The organism is Martinezella miluonensis, assembly GCF_900094545.1.
In the GTDB taxonomy this organism is placed as follows: domain Bacteria; phylum Pseudomonadota; class Alphaproteobacteria; order Rhizobiales; family Rhizobiaceae; genus Rhizobium; species Rhizobium miluonense.
Genome location: NZ_FMAH01000011.1, coordinates 80,246 through 93,564 on the forward strand (window position 1 = coordinate 80,246; position 13,319 = coordinate 93,564).

Below are 13,319 nucleotides of genomic sequence, written 5' to 3' on the forward strand. Positions count from 1 at the left end.
TGACGGCTGCACATCTGTACGGCACGGATTTCCGGACGTAGCTTGCGGGCACTTTCGCAACACACCCGGAGACATCTGATGGACCTTGGCCTCAAGGATAAAGTCGTTCTGATCACAGGCGGCTCGAAGGGCATCGGCTATGCCTGCGCTGAACTCTTCCTGCAGGAGGGTGCACGAGTTGCAATCTGCTCACGCTCGCAGGCCAATATCGACACGGCGCTTTCCAAGCTTCGCGGAGCACGCGGCTACGCCGCCGACCTGATATCCGACGAGCAGGCCCTCACGGTCGTGAATAAGGTCGAGTCGGAACTCGGCCCGATCGATATCCTCGTCAACAGCGCGGGTGCTGCGGCGCGCACGCCCGCAGACGATCTGACCCCAGCCATCTGGCGCGCTGCGATGGATGCGAAGTATTTTTCCTACATCAACGTGATCGATCCCGTCATCAAGCGCATGGGCGCGCGCAGTTCGGGCGCAGTGATCAACATCATCGGCAATGGCGGCAAGATCGCTTCACCCGTGCATCTGGCGGGCGGATCGGCCAATGCGGCCCTGATGCTCGCAAGCGTCGGGCTCGCCAATGCCTATGCCGGCCGGGGCGTGCGCGTCGTCGGCCTCAATCCCGGGCTCACGGAAACGGATCGTGTTGCTGAGGGCCTGAAGGCGGCGGCAAAGGCTACCGGCTCGACCGAGAACGAAGTCCTTGCCGATGCCTTAAAGCGCATCCCGATCGGCCGCATGGCCGATCCGGCCGACATCGCCAATGTCGTCGCTTTCCTGAGCTCGGCCAAGGCGGGTTACGTCACCGGCGTCGTGATCAGCATGGACGGCGCACAGGTACCGGTCGTAGTATGAAATTTAGTCTATTCTTTAAATGGTTCCCACTTGATTGCGCGGCTTTTTCATTGAAGAGACGATCCATGAATGCTATCTAGATCATTCGTCTAGAAAGAAGACAATATGGCATTGAGCATCAAAACCGAAGAAGCGGATCGGTTGGCGCGCGAGTTGTCCCGCCTCACCGGTGAGACTATGACCGACGCCATTACCCGAGCGATGCGCGAGCGGCTGGAACGGCTGCGCGCCGAACGGGAGGCGCAGGGCGACTATGTTGCCCGTATGAAGGCTTTCGTGCGCGAGCGCGCCGGCCGCTACGACCGCCGTCCTGTCACGAAGCAGGAATGGGATGAAGCGGTCGGCGACACATCTGAAGAGTTAGATCTTCCCCGATGATAATCGTTGATGCATCCGCCATCATCGCAATCATGTTTGAAGAAGTGGAAGCTCCTGACTGCATGATGGCTCTTCAGACGAACAGCCCACGTCTTGTATCGGCGGTGAACTACGTCGAAGCCGGTACGGTCATGGCAGGTAGGATTAAAGACGGAGACCGAAGCGAAGCGATTGCCGATCTCGACGAGTTTTTGGTCGAATTCGGCGTCGAGATCGCCTCGGTTGACGAAAGTCTCGCGCGTGCCGCGATGAAGGCCCGTCTAGAATACGGCAAGGGTTTCGGCACGCGAGGCGGCCTCAATTTCGGTGATTGCTTCGCCTATGCCCTCGCCAAACGGCATTCCGCGCCGCTGCTGTATGTCGGAGATGACTTCGCATTGACCGACGTGCAATCCGCGCGTTGACGAGGTGATGGCCAACCCGCAGGCGCAAGGACTTTGCTTCAGGCCGCCGCCTTCCAATCCAGCCCGATATCGAGTGTCGGCGCACTGTGCGTCAGCCAGCCGACGGATATGAGATCGACGCCGGAAGCAGCAATTGCAGCGGCAGTTTCCGGCGTAATGCGGCCCGACGCCTCGGTGATCGCGCGACCTCCGACGATATCGACGGCCTCGCGCAATTGATCGGGCGTCATGTTGTCGAGCAGCACGGCATCGACACCTTGGTGCATCGCTTCGCGAAGCTGCTCCAGTGTGTCCACCTCGACTTCGATCTTGACCATATGCCCCACGCCGCCCTTGGCACGGCGGATCGCTTCGGCAATGCCACCGGCAATGGCGACGTGATTGTCCTTGATGAGCACCGCATCATAGAGCGCGAAGCGATGGTTTATGCCGCCACCGGCACGCACGGCGTACTTTTCCAGGGCTCTTAGACCGGGCGTCGTCTTGCGCGTGCAGACGATCGATGCCTTCGTGCCGGCGATCGCCTCGACAATGCCGCCCGTCACAGACGCGATGCCGGAGAGGTGGCCGAGGAAGTTCAAAGCGGTACGCTCGGCGGTCAACAGACCGCGCGAAGACCCTTCGATCGTTGCGATCACATCACCTGCCCTGACCTTGGTACCATCGGGCAGATGACGGGTCATGACGATACCGGGATCAACCAGCTGGAAGGCAAGTTCGGATGCATCAAGACCGGCGACGACGCCCGGCTGGCGGGCCACCATATCGACACGAGACCGATGCTCTGCGGGGATGACGGCCGTTGACGTGACGTCGCCGGCAAGACCGAGATCTTCGACAAGCGCGTTGCGGACGAGAGGTTCGACGATCAGCCGCGGGAGGGGAGCAAGCGTCATATCAGGCACTCCTTGCCATGGAAAAGGGGATGACGGACCTGGCGATATCCAGAGCATCGGACAGATGCATCATGCGGCGCTGCGCATGATGCATCTTGAGTGGAAAATCGGTGCGGGCATGTGCGCCGCGCGACTCCGTTCTGAGGCTTGAGAAAACGGCAATCAGCAATGCTACCAGCGCGGGGTCGGCTGCCGGGCCTTCACTCTTGCAAAGAGGCAACAGCGCCGCGATCGCACCATGAATGGCGCCGGCATTGCGCAGCACGCCGAGATTTCGCGACACGATCGGCCGGACAAGTGCCAGATCCGGCGCGATCGCCTCCGGGAGGTCATGTGGCAATCTTGCAGGGCTTGCATCCGTGTTCGCAATGTCGCGCGCCGCCCGCATACCCATGACCGCCGCTTCCAGCAGCGAGTTACTGGCAAGGCGGTTAGCCCCGTGCAGGCCGGTGGAAGCGGCCTCGCCCACGACCCACAGGCCGGGGACGGAACTGCGACCGTCCTCGTCGGTCGCCACGCCGCCCATATGATAGTGAACGGCTGGACGCACCGGAATGGGATCGCTCGCCGGATCGACGCCTGCCTCGCGGCAAAGGGCCTCGATGACCGGAAAGCGTGCGGCAAAACGATTGCCGAGGGCATCGCGCGCATCGAGGAAAACTCGGCCGCCACGGGCGATTTCCGCACTGATGGCACGCGCGACGACGTCACGCGGCGCAAGCTCGGCCCCCTCCACCTGCGCCATGAAGCGCTCACCGCTTTCATTGACGAGAAGCGCGCCTTCGCCGCGAACCGCTTCGCTGACAAGCGCGAGAGGATGCCGGCGGCTATCGAGCGCCGTCGGGTGGAATTGCACGAATTCCATGTCGGCGAGCCGTGCTCCGGCCCTTGCTGCAAGTGCAATCCCCTGCCCGAAATTGCCGACGGGATTGGTCGTGGCATCGAACAGCCCGCCGATGCCGCCTGTGGCAAGCACGATGCGGGAAGACGGCAGAACGACGCTGCCTTTGTCGGTCAGGCACAAAAGACCTGCGACACGGTCCCCATCCAGCAACAGGCGTTGCGCCTGATAGCCTTCAAGCACCGCGATCGACGGCGTGCGGGTGACCGCTTCGGCAAGCGCGCGGACGATGGCAGCACCCGAGCCATCGCCTTTGGAATGCACGATACGTCGAAGCGAATGCGCAGCTTCCAGGCCGAGGGACAATTCGCCAGCATCATTGCGATCAAACTCGACCCCTGCCCGTTCCAGGGCGGCGATGGCAGCCGGCGCTTCCGCGACGATCCTTGCTGCTACCTTTGCGTCGCAGAGCCCATCGCCAGCAGCGAGCGTATCGGCAAGATGCAAGGCGGTACTATCACCCTGCCCCACACTGGCGGCAATGCCGCCCTGCGCCCAGGCACTCGACGTCTCGCCGCCGATCAAGGCGCGGGTGACGATCACAGTCGGTTCGGGCGCCAATGTCAGGGCGGTCATCAGCCCGGCAAGGCCACTACCGACGATGACGATGCGGCCGCTTAATTCTTCGAGGATCTCGCTCATATCGCCAGCATCCTTTCCACCGCGCGGCGGGCGTCGGCGGCGATCGCCGGATCGACGGTCACTTCATGCCGACCCTCTTCCAATGCCTTGCGGATATTGCCGAGGGTGATGCGCTTCATATGGGGGCAGAGATTGCAGGGACGGATGAACTCCACATCCGGATGATGCACGGCGACATTGTCGCTCATCGAACATTCGGTCAGAAGCACGACGCGCGACGGACGCTTCTTGCCGACATAATCGGACATGACGGCGGTCGAACCGGCGAAGTCTGCCGCCTCGACGACGTCGGGCGGGCATTCCGGATGGGCAAGCACCGTCACGCCGGGATAATTCTCGCGAAGCTGGCGGATATCGTCTGCGGTGAAGAGTTCGTGCACCTCGCAGTGCCCATGCCAGGCAATGAGCTCGACATTGGTTTCTCGTGCCACATTGCGCGCCAGATACTCGTCCGGGAGCATCAGTACTTTCGGCACGCCGAGCGATTCCACCACCTGCCGGGCATTTCCCGAGGTGCAGCAGATATCGGACGCCGCCTTAACCGCCGCCGACGTATTGACATAGGTGACGACCGGAACGCCGGGATGGGCCTGGCGCAGCAAGGCGATGTCCTCGGGCGTGATCGATTCCGCCAGCGAGCAGCCGGCTTCCATATCGGGAATCAGAACCGTCTTTTCCGGATTCAGCAGCTTGGCGGTCTCCGCCATGAAGTGCACGCCGGCAAGGACGATGATGTCTGCATCGACTTCCACGGCCTTGCGGGCAAGCGCGAGACTGTCGCCGACGATATCGGCGACACCATGGAAGATTTCCGGCGTCTGGTAATTATGCGCGAGAATGACGGCGTTGTGCCGTCGCTTCAATTCGAGGATCGCCTCGACATCATCCTGGAACGTCAGCCATTCGGCCTTGGGGATGACGCGGCTCACGCGCTCGTAGAGGGAGGATGCGGATATGGGAAGATTCATGACCGGCTCCTTATTATGCTCGCTTTGAGCATATCATACGCAATTAGATATTCTCAGCATGAGCATATGTCAATTGCGGGAGAGTGGTAATTTCGTTCCGGCGAATTCGCGTTCTTCGAGGATAGCGCGGCGGAAGCGGAAGAGCTTGGCGGGACGTCCGCCGGTCTCGCTTTCGGTGCCGCCGGTTTCTTCCACCAGGTCCTGCTGTTCGATCAATCGGCGGAAGTTCTGCTTATGCAGGGTCAGGCCCGCTAAGGCCTCCACGGTTTTCTGCAATTGCAGAAGCGTGAAATTCTGGGGCATGAGCTCGAAGACGACGGGGCGATATTTGATCTTGGCTCTTAGCCGCGCCATGCCTGTGGCGAGGATGCGGCGATGATCGGCAAACATCGATCTGCCGAAATTGTGCTTGAGGTCGCAGCCCGCCTCGGCGACGAGCCGCGCCTCGTAGAGCAGTTCATAGCGCTGCAGAACGAGATCTTCGTTCCATGCCGCACCATTCAGCCCGAAGTCAAAATCGACGCGGCGACGACGCTGGTCGCGCCGCATCGCATCCTCGCCGATCCAAAGCGCGAGACGAGCGGCGATATCGTCGACAACCCGCGGCCGGCCGTTCCGATGATCTTCCCAGGGAAGATATTCATACCAGCCGTGCCAGCCCGGCATCCCGCCGCCGGGTGCGGCCTGCTCTCGCACAAGCCCCAGATAGCTGATGGAAATCGTGCGCCCACCGAGAATTTCGTTGTTTCGATCACGATCGGCAAACGTGTAGAGCTGCTCCAGATAGCCGACCGGATGGGCCGTCTGCTCCTGAACCCATTCGCGCAATCCGCTTTGCAGCGTGCGATGCCCAAGCTCGAACGGGCCGGACGGCAAGGCATCGCCCGACCGTACCGTCATTACTCTTGGGTCGCTGCCTGTGACAGCCGTCAGAACCGCAATCAATTCGGCATGCGCAAGCCCGATGGTCAAGGCAACTCCCTCATCATCTTCATCGCGTACTTTCTCGCATGAAGTGGCGCGCAAGCCAATGCGAGCGATCACATGCTCCACATGTCTCCGGTAATTTTGGGGGATCGTTTGCGCCTAACGGCTCACATAGTCGGGGTGCTGCTCGCAGATGAGATCGATGATCGACAGGGTACCGGACAGATGCTTGCGCAGAGCGGCAACGGCAGCCTCCGCATCCGCCGAGCGAACGGCATCGACGATCGCTTGATGGTCTGTAATGATCTGCTCCAGCTTGCCCGGCATCGGCAGGTTCAGCATCCGCAGCCGATCGAGATGCACGCTCTGGCGGCGTACCGTCGACCACAGGCCGAGAATATCAGCCCGTTCGTAAAGCACCCGATGGAAATCCTTGTCGAGCAGATCGAAGAGATCGTAGGTCTCGGGCGACATCACATGTTTCTGGCGAACCAGCACGGCTTCCAGAGCCTCTGCCGTTTCCGCGGCAGAATTGAGCGTCAGCCGGCGGACGGCCTCGATCTCGATCGATAGCCGCAGGAAATGAGCCTCAGTGGCGTTGCGAATATCGATACGCGAAACGACCGTCGCATATTGCGGATAGACTTCGACCAGCCCTTCCTCCTCGAGACGGATCAGCGCGTCGCGCACGGGGGTCTGGCTGACATTAAATTCGCTTTGCAGCGAGATGCGCGACAGCACCGTCGTCGGCGGCAAGCCCATGGAAAGAATGCGCGATCTCAGGATTTCCAGGATCTGCGGCGCCACCTGGCGGGAACGATCCAGCGCGAATTCTTTCGGATTGAGCTTCACTTGCGACCTTTCTGATCGGGAATGTCGGCCCATTAAGCACAGTTTGTGACTTGATGCACTGATACATTAGCGCTTTAGTTGGTTTATGCCAACGCTCTTTCTTGCAGTTGGCCCACTCGGGAGGATTGAGCGAACAGGCGTCGCAGCCAGCAATCGGAAATCGGCAACTGAGGCGACGCTTACACCGTTCAGTTCGGCTCATCGTCACAAACAAGGCTCGAATACAATGAACAGCAGGAAGAAGCCCTCGGAGCTGCGCAGCGCCAGATGGTTCGCCCCAGACGATCTCAGAAGCTCCGGGCATCGCTCGCGCACCATGCAGATGGGCTACGGTCCGGAAGAATGGACCGACAAGCCGGTCATCGCCATCCTTAACACCTGGTCTGACGCCAATCCTTGCCATGCGCATTTCAAGCATCGCGTCGAGGATGTGAAACGCGGCATCCTGCAGGCCGGTGGCTTCCCGCTGGAACTGCCTGCACTGTCACTATCGGAAAGCTATGTGAAGCCGACGACCATGCTTTATCGCAATATGCTGGCGATGGAGGCTGAGGAGTTGCTGCGCTCGCACCCGGTCGATGGCGCCGTGCTGATGGGCGGCTGCGACAAGACCACGCCCGGCCTCGTCATGGGCGCGATCTCCATGGGCCTGCCGATGATCTATCTGCCGGCCGGCCCGATGCTCCGCGGCAATTATCGCGGTGAATATCTCGGCTCCGGCTCCGACGCCTGGAAATTCTGGGACGAGCGCCGCGCCGGCACCATTTCGGAGAAGGAATGGGTCGATGTCGAGGCCGGTATCGCCCGCTCCTACGGTCACTGTATGACCATGGGCACGGCGAGCACGATGACGGCGATCGCCGAGGCGCTAGGGCTGACGCTGCCCGGCGCAAGCTCCATCCCGGCGCCGGATGCCAATCACATCCGCATGTCTTCGGCTGTCGGCCGCCGCATCGTGGAGATGGTGTGGGAAGATCTCGTTCCCGCCAAGATCGTCACGCAGGCGGCCGTCAACAATGCGGTGGCGGTGGCGATGGCGACTGGCTGTTCGACCAATGCCGTTGTGCACCTGATCGCGATGGCGCGGCGGGCGGGCACAAATCTCTCGCTCGACGATCTCGATGAGGCCGGGCGCACGACGCCGGTGCTCGCCAATATCAGACCGACCGGAAAAGCCTACCTGATGGAGGATTTTTATTATGCCGGCGGCCTCCGGGCGCTGATGGCAAAGCTCGCCTCCAAGCTCGACCTCACCACGCTTACCGTGTCCGGTGTCACCCTCGGCGAAACGCTGGAGGGCGCCAAGTGCTACAATGACGACGTCATCCGCTCGCTCGACAATCCGGTCTATCACGAAGGTTCGCTCGCGGTGCTGAAGGGCAACCTCGCCCCAACAGGCGCCGTCATCAAGCCGGCCGCCTGCGATCCGCGCTTCCATAGGCATCAGGGACCGGCGCTGGTTTTCGACACCTATCCGGAGATGAAGGCAGCGGTGGACGATGAAAATCTCGACATCACGCCCGACCACGTCATGGTGCTGCGCGGCGCCGGCCCGCAGGGCGGCCCTGGCATGCCGGAATGGGGCATGTTGCCGATCCCAAAGGCGCTCTTGAAGCAGGGACATCGCGACATGCTCCGCCTCTCCGACGCCCGCATGAGCGGCACCAGTTACGGCGCCTGCATCCTGCATGTCTCGCCCGAATCCCATGTCGGCGGTCCGCTGGCCTTACTGCGCAACGGCGATATCATTCGTCTCGACCTCGAGGCGCGGCGCATCGACATGCTTGTCGACGAGGACGAGCTGCAGCGGCGGCGCGACGCCTGGGTCAAGCCGGCGGAAAAATTCGGCCGCGGCTATGGCTGGATGTTTTCGCGCCACGTGGCGCAGGCCGATACGGGCTGCGACTTCGACTTCCTGGAAACCACCTTCGGCCCGACACCGGGCGAACCCGATATCTATTGATCCCAGAGGATATATCGCATGAGCAACTACGTGCTGAGCAACGAGACGCGTGACAAGCTGATGGGCGTCGCAACGCCGACGATCGCCACCGCACTTTTCCGGCGGGGCTTGCGCAACCAATTCCTCCAGGATGTTCGGCCGCTCTCGCCCAAGAAGGCAAACATGGTCGGGCAGGCCTTCACGCTTCGCTATATTCCGGCGCGCGAAGATCTGAACACGCTCGAAGTCTTCCGCAATCCGGAGCACCCGCAGCGCGCCGCCGTCGAACAGTGCCCGCCTGGTTTCGTCCTCGTTATGGACAGCCGCAAGGATGCGCGTGCCGCCTCAGCGGGCTCCATCCTGATCTCGCGGCTGCAGGTGCGCGGCGTGGCCGGCGTCGTCACCGATGGCGGCTTCCGCGACAGCCCGGAAATCGCTGCCCTCGACATCCCCTCCTATCATCACCGCCCGTCGGCGCCGACGAACCTAACGCTGCATCAGGCCATCGAAATCAACGGCCCGATCGGCTGCGGCGATGTGGCGGTTTTCCCCGGTGACGTGCTCGTCGGCGACAATGAGGGCGTCATCGTCATCCCGGCGCATCTCGCCGATGAGATTGCCACTGAGACCGTGGAGATGACGGCCTATGAGGATTTCGTCACCGAGGAAGTCCTGAACGGCGCGACCATCATCGGCCTTTATCCGGCGACCAGCGACGCGCCGAAACAGAAATTCGCCGAATGGCGGAAACAGAAGGGCCGCTAAGCGGCCCCGACCAATCGCAGCCGGGAGCAACCCAACCGGCTGCGCTCCTCTCAGCTATTCCTCGCGCACCAGTTTTAGAACGAGCTGCTGGAGATTGCCGCCGTCGCTGAACTCGACCTTATCGAAGTCGCTGTTTCGCTGCCGCTCCTTGTTGGAGATCTCGCCAAGCCGCTTCGTCAACTCCACGCGGATCTTGCTGCATTTCGGGTCATCGGGCACGGAGAAGCCGACGCTCATGGCCTCGATTTCCTTGACCATGTCCTTGATATACCCGCCATGCACCCGCTCATGCGCCTCGACGCCGGCGATGAATTTCTGCCAGCTTTTGCGGGTCGAAGCCAGCAATTGCGCCGGGGGTTTCGGCAAAGTGTAGGTGATGATCAGCTTCGGTATGTTGACGGTGATCGTGCAAGCACCATCCGGCTGCGGCTCGTATTTCCGCGTCCAGGTCAGCTTGAAATCGGTATGGGCGATCGCCCTGACCTTCGGCCCGAGCAATGGGCCACGTTCACCAATAGAGTCGTAAAGCTCGGCCCCGGTTGTTCCTGAAATCGTGTAGGTCTTGGTCGTCTCCACCGCCTGCCAATCAGCACGGGCAGTCATAGGCAAACAGGCGATGCACGTCGCCACGGCGAGTAATCGAATAGCTGCTTTCACGAACTTCCCCTGCACGCCCTACTCAAGCGTGGCGAAACTAGCGGGTGACCTCAGCTATTTCAATGAGCATCAGGCGTCAGAATGCGGAGGCCGACTGCAATAGCTCTTCGGCATCCTCTCGCTCCATGTCGAAAACCCTTTTGCCGATGGCGAAGCTGAAGCCATTGCGGGCAAAGGCTGACAGTTCCTTCGTCTTGCGCTTCTCATCAAGATCGCCGCGCCGGAAGGGCCCGAAACCTCGCTTTCTGGCAAAGATGACGGCGGAGTGGAGATCGTCGACTTCTTCCACTGCCGCGACGACCGTTTCGCCGTCAATGCCTTTGGACGCGAGCCTGAAGGCGATGGCTTTCTTCGATTTGCCGGAGCGAACTGCCGAGCGCGTGCTGATCTCGGCATAAGCGACATCATCGAGCACTTTCAGCTCATAGGCGAATTTGACGGCAAAATCGGCAAGCGCCTTGATCTGAGCGTCGCTGATATCCTCGAACTTCTGTTTCGCTTTTTTGGCGATCGCATCGAACAGCTGCTTCTCCGTCATCATCCGGCGTTCGAGGCGGTAGATCGTGGAGTTGCGCGCCCAGGAGAGCATGCGGCTTGTCGGCGTTTCATCCATGAAGGGGGGCATTCGGCAAAAGGAGAATCATAACAAAGGGGATCTTAGCGCGGGCCAAGCGACCCAGGCAACGAATGCGGTTTTCGGCCCAAATTCGCTTGGTAATCATGGGATGATTGGCTATGGTGATAGTGCGGCCGCGGCAATAACACGCCGAGCGTCGAACCCCATCGACGGTGGAGGCCGTCTCAAGCACCACATTGCTATGGATCACGGAGCCTGCAGCTCTCCCGACCGCTTTGCCGATCGGGGACCAGCGCTCCGTTCAGAGGAGGCAGGAATGGATTATCGCAAGCTCGGCCCAAGCGGGGCCGTCGTCACGGCCTATTGCCTTGGCACCATGACTTTCGGCGCGGAAGCGGACGAGGCGGCGTCACATAGGCTTCTTGACGATTATTTCGCATGGGGCGGCAATTTCATCGACACCGCCGACGTCTATAGCGCCGGCAAGTCGGAGGCGATCATCGGCCGCTGGCTGAAGGCCCGTCCGACCGAGGCCCGCCAGGCCGTCATCGCCACCAAAGGCCGGTTCCCGATGGGCACGGGACCGAACGACCTCGGACTTTCGCGCCGGCATCTCGGTCAGGCGCTGGACGATTCCCTGCACCGTCTCGGCATCGAGCACATCGATCTCTACCAAATACATGCCTGGGATGCCTTGACGCCGATCGAGGAAACGCTTCGCTTTCTGGACGATGCAGTGCGCGCCGGCAAGATCGGCTATTACGGCTTTTCCAACTATGTCGGCTGGCATATCGCCAAGGCAGCCGAGATCGCCAAGGCGCGTGGATACACACGCCCAGTCACGCTGCAGCCGCAATACAATCTGCTTGTTCGCGACATCGAGCTTGAGATCGTCGATGCCTGCCTGGATGCCGGCATAGGCCTGCTTCCATGGTCGCCGCTCGGCGGCGGCTGGCTGACGGGCAAATACAAGCGCGATGAAACGCCGACCGGCGCCACCCGGCTTGGCGAAAATCCCAATCGCGGCAGCGAATCCTTTGCGCCGCGTAATGCGCAGGAACGGACTTGGGCAATCATTGCGGCCGTGGAAGAGATCGCCACGGCGCGCGGCGTCTCGATGGCGCAGGTGGCGCTTGCCTGGACGGCGGCGCGGCCAGCCATCAGGTCGGTCATTCTTGGTGCGCGCACGCCGGAGCAGCTTGCCGACAATCTCGGCGCCGCCGAACTGAAGCTATCCGAGGCGGAGATGGATAGGCTGAACGAAATCAGCGCACCCCAGCCCGCCGCCTATCCCTACGGCGAAAGCGGCCGGAACCAGCGCCATCGCAAGATCGAGGGCGGCCGGTGAAGATAAATTTGGCGGCGGAGCGACACCACCTCTGCCGCCAATTTCTCGTCATGGCGATTTCGGAGAGCTGCAAGCTCTCCGCTCAGACCAGAGGCGGATTGAGCCTGGCAAACCCCTCCTGCCGCCGATACGGAAAATAAGGATAGGGTGCTGCAACAGCACTGACTTTATCCAGCTTTTCGATCTGCTCCTTGGAAAGCGTCCAGCCGACCGCCTCGAGGTTTTGCCGCAACTGTTCTTCATTGCGCGCACCGATGATGACGCTTGCGACCGTCGGCCGGCTCAGCAGCCAATTGATCGCGATCTGCGGCACGCTCTTGCCGGTTTCGGCGGCAATCTCGTCAAGTACATCGACAATATCGAACAGCTTTTCGTCATCGACCGGCGGCCCGAAAGATGCCGTTTCGTGCAGGCGGCTGGTTTCTGGCAGCGGATGACCGCGCCGAATCTTTCCCGTCAACCTGCCCCATGCCAGCGGGCTCCAGACCAGCGCGCCGACATTCTGATCTGCACCCAGCGGCATCAGTTCCCATTCGTAGTCACGACCGGCAAGCGAATAATAGACCTGATGCGCGACATAACGCGCGTAGGACTGCCGCTCCGAGACGGCAAGGGATTTCATCAGCTCCCAGCCGGAGAAATTCGAAGCACCGACGTAGCGGATCTTGCCCGCCTTCACGAGGCCATCAAGTGTGGAAAGCGTCTCTTCGATGGGCGTCGAGGCATCAAAGGCATGGAGTTGCAGCAGGTCGATATAGTCTGTGCCGAGGCGATGCAAAGCTGCATCGACCGCCTTGATCAGCCGGGAGCGCGAGGCGCCCCAGTCGGCCGGTCCATCCCCCATCGGCAATGCGGTCTTGGTCGAAATCAGCACGGCGTCTCGCCTGCCGCGGATCGCCTGCCCAAGGATCTCCTCGGAGGCGCCGGCCGAATAGACATCGGCAGTGTCGAACAGATTGAGGCCGGCTTCGAGGCAGATGTCGATGAGACGGCGGGCCTCCGTCGCATCGGTCGTTCCCCAGGCGCTGAATAGCGGGCCGCTGCCGCCGAACGTACCGGCCCCGAAGCTCAGCACGGGTACTTTCAAACCGGAAGCACCAAGATTTCTGTAGTCCATCATCGATCTCCTTTGCTGTCCTGAATAGATAGACGCCTCAACTTCGTTGATATAGATTGCCGGAAAGAAACTGTTTTATGACTTGAATTC

14 protein-coding genes are annotated in these 13,319 nt (G+C 61.1%); 6 read left to right on the forward strand and 8 right to left on the reverse strand.

Translation table 11 applies throughout. The annotated features are described in order from the left end of the window. Positions 1-78: 78 nt before the first annotated feature. The 3 genes from GA0061102_RS12320 to GA0061102_RS12330 all read left to right on the forward strand — a co-directional run bounded on the left by GA0061102_RS12320 (position 79) and on the right by GA0061102_RS12330 (position 1,637). Positions 79-855 carry an SDR family NAD(P)-dependent oxidoreductase gene (locus GA0061102_RS12320; RefSeq protein ID WP_092847362.1) on the forward strand — a complete coding sequence of 259 codons (777 nt, stop codon included), beginning with the start codon at positions 79-81 and terminating at the stop codon, positions 853-855. 105 nt (positions 856-960) lie between these two features. Beyond that, positions 961-1,233, forward strand: coding sequence for a type II toxin-antitoxin system VapB family antitoxin (locus GA0061102_RS12325; protein ID WP_092847364.1), 273 nt, complete (start codon positions 961-963; stop codon positions 1,231-1,233). Then, positions 1,230-1,637, forward strand: coding sequence for a type II toxin-antitoxin system VapC family toxin (locus GA0061102_RS12330; RefSeq protein WP_092847366.1), 408 nt, complete (start codon positions 1,230-1,232; stop codon positions 1,635-1,637). Before GA0061102_RS12325 ends, GA0061102_RS12330 begins: the two co-directional genes overlap by 4 nt. A 38-nt stretch (positions 1,638-1,675) precedes the next feature. On the opposite strand, the gene nadC is transcribed toward GA0061102_RS12330, so the two are convergent. The 5 genes from nadC to GA0061102_RS12355 all read right to left on the reverse strand — a co-directional run bounded on the left by nadC (position 1,676) and on the right by GA0061102_RS12355 (position 6,823). Then, positions 1,676-2,533: a carboxylating nicotinate-nucleotide diphosphorylase gene (gene nadC, locus GA0061102_RS12335; RefSeq protein WP_092847368.1), complete on the reverse strand. Its 858-nt coding sequence runs from the start codon at positions 2,531-2,533 to the stop codon at positions 1,676-1,678. 1 nt (position 2,534) lies between these two features. After that, positions 2,535-4,076 (reverse strand): L-aspartate oxidase, encoded by a 1,542-nt coding sequence (locus tag GA0061102_RS12340; RefSeq protein WP_092847370.1) that lies wholly within the window; start codon positions 4,074-4,076, stop codon positions 2,535-2,537. Further along, positions 4,073-5,044: a quinolinate synthase NadA gene (gene nadA / locus GA0061102_RS12345; RefSeq protein ID WP_092847372.1), complete on the reverse strand. Its 972-nt coding sequence runs from the start codon at positions 5,042-5,044 to the stop codon at positions 4,073-4,075. The genes GA0061102_RS12340 and nadA overlap by 4 nt, the downstream gene beginning before the upstream one ends. 69 nt (positions 5,045-5,113) lie before the next feature. Next, the gene (locus GA0061102_RS12350; protein ID WP_092847447.1) at positions 5,114-6,016 is read right to left on the reverse strand and encodes an NUDIX hydrolase; all 903 of its coding nucleotides are present in this window, start codon (positions 6,014-6,016) and stop codon (positions 5,114-5,116) included. A gap of 114 nt (positions 6,017-6,130) precedes the next feature. After that, positions 6,131-6,823: a GntR family transcriptional regulator gene (locus GA0061102_RS12355; RefSeq protein WP_092847374.1), complete on the reverse strand. Its 693-nt coding sequence runs from the start codon at positions 6,821-6,823 to the stop codon at positions 6,131-6,133. 226 nt (positions 6,824-7,049) lie between these two features. Between GA0061102_RS12355 and araD the strand changes: the two genes are divergently transcribed. Both araD and GA0061102_RS12365 read left to right on the forward strand, forming a co-directional pair. Next, entirely contained in the window at positions 7,050-8,786 is a 1,737-nt protein-coding gene (araD, locus tag GA0061102_RS12360) for an L-arabinonate dehydratase (protein WP_092847376.1), read from the forward strand. Positions 8,787-8,804: 18 nt separating this feature from the next. Next, the gene (locus GA0061102_RS12365; protein WP_092847378.1) at positions 8,805-9,530 is read left to right on the forward strand and encodes a ribonuclease activity regulator RraA; all 726 of its coding nucleotides are present in this window, start codon (positions 8,805-8,807) and stop codon (positions 9,528-9,530) included. A 54-nt stretch (positions 9,531-9,584) separates the two neighbouring features. Here the strand turns inward: GA0061102_RS12365 and GA0061102_RS12370 are convergent, their stop codons facing one another. Continuing rightward, positions 9,585-10,133: a DUF922 domain-containing Zn-dependent protease gene (locus GA0061102_RS12370; protein ID WP_092847380.1), complete on the reverse strand. Its 549-nt coding sequence runs from the start codon at positions 10,131-10,133 to the stop codon at positions 9,585-9,587. Between the two features lie 130 nt (positions 10,134-10,263). Next, positions 10,264-10,800 (reverse strand): recombination regulator RecX, encoded by a 537-nt coding sequence (recX, locus tag GA0061102_RS12375; protein ID WP_092847382.1) that lies wholly within the window; start codon positions 10,798-10,800, stop codon positions 10,264-10,266. Between the two features lie 280 nt (positions 10,801-11,080). On the opposite strand from recX, the gene GA0061102_RS12380 reads away from it, so the two are divergent. Next, on the forward strand, positions 11,081-12,112 hold the full coding sequence (locus tag GA0061102_RS12380; RefSeq protein WP_092847384.1) for an aldo/keto reductase: 1,032 nt from the start codon (positions 11,081-11,083) through the stop codon (positions 12,110-12,112). A gap of 82 nt (positions 12,113-12,194) precedes the next feature. Here the strand turns inward: GA0061102_RS12380 and GA0061102_RS12385 are convergent, their stop codons facing one another. Beyond that, a complete protein-coding gene (locus GA0061102_RS12385; RefSeq protein ID WP_092847386.1) occupies positions 12,195-13,229 on the reverse strand; it encodes an aldo/keto reductase in 1,035 nt (344 codons plus the stop codon). Positions 13,230-13,319 lie beyond the last annotated feature (90 nt).

Coding starts and splice junctions, on each gene's coding strand:
- GA0061102_RS12320 (WP_092847362.1), top strand. CDS start 79: ATGGACCTTGGCCTCAAGGATAAAGTCGTTCTGATCACAGGCGGCTCG.
- GA0061102_RS12325 (WP_092847364.1), top strand. CDS start 961: ATGGCATTGAGCATCAAAACCGAAGAAGCGGATCGGTTGGCGCGCGAG.
- GA0061102_RS12330 (WP_092847366.1), top strand. CDS start 1,230: ATGATAATCGTTGATGCATCCGCCATCATCGCAATCATGTTTGAAGAA.
- nadC (WP_092847368.1), bottom strand. CDS start 2,533: ATGACGCTTGCTCCCCTCCCGCGGCTGATCGTCGAACCTCTCGTCCGC.
- GA0061102_RS12340 (WP_092847370.1), bottom strand. CDS start 4,076: ATGAGCGAGATCCTCGAAGAATTAAGCGGCCGCATCGTCATCGTCGGT.
- nadA (WP_092847372.1), bottom strand. CDS start 5,044: ATGAATCTTCCCATATCCGCATCCTCCCTCTACGAGCGCGTGAGCCGC.
- araD (WP_092847376.1), top strand. CDS start 7,050: ATGAACAGCAGGAAGAAGCCCTCGGAGCTGCGCAGCGCCAGATGGTTC.
- GA0061102_RS12365 (WP_092847378.1), top strand. CDS start 8,805: ATGAGCAACTACGTGCTGAGCAACGAGACGCGTGACAAGCTGATGGGC.
- GA0061102_RS12370 (WP_092847380.1), bottom strand. CDS start 10,133: ATGACTGCCCGTGCTGATTGGCAGGCGGTGGAGACGACCAAGACCTAC.
- recX (WP_092847382.1), bottom strand. CDS start 10,800: ATGGATGAAACGCCGACAAGCCGCATGCTCTCCTGGGCGCGCAACTCC.
- GA0061102_RS12380 (WP_092847384.1), top strand. CDS start 11,081: ATGGATTATCGCAAGCTCGGCCCAAGCGGGGCCGTCGTCACGGCCTAT.
- GA0061102_RS12385 (WP_092847386.1), bottom strand. CDS start 13,229: ATGGACTACAGAAATCTTGGTGCTTCCGGTTTGAAAGTACCCGTGCTG.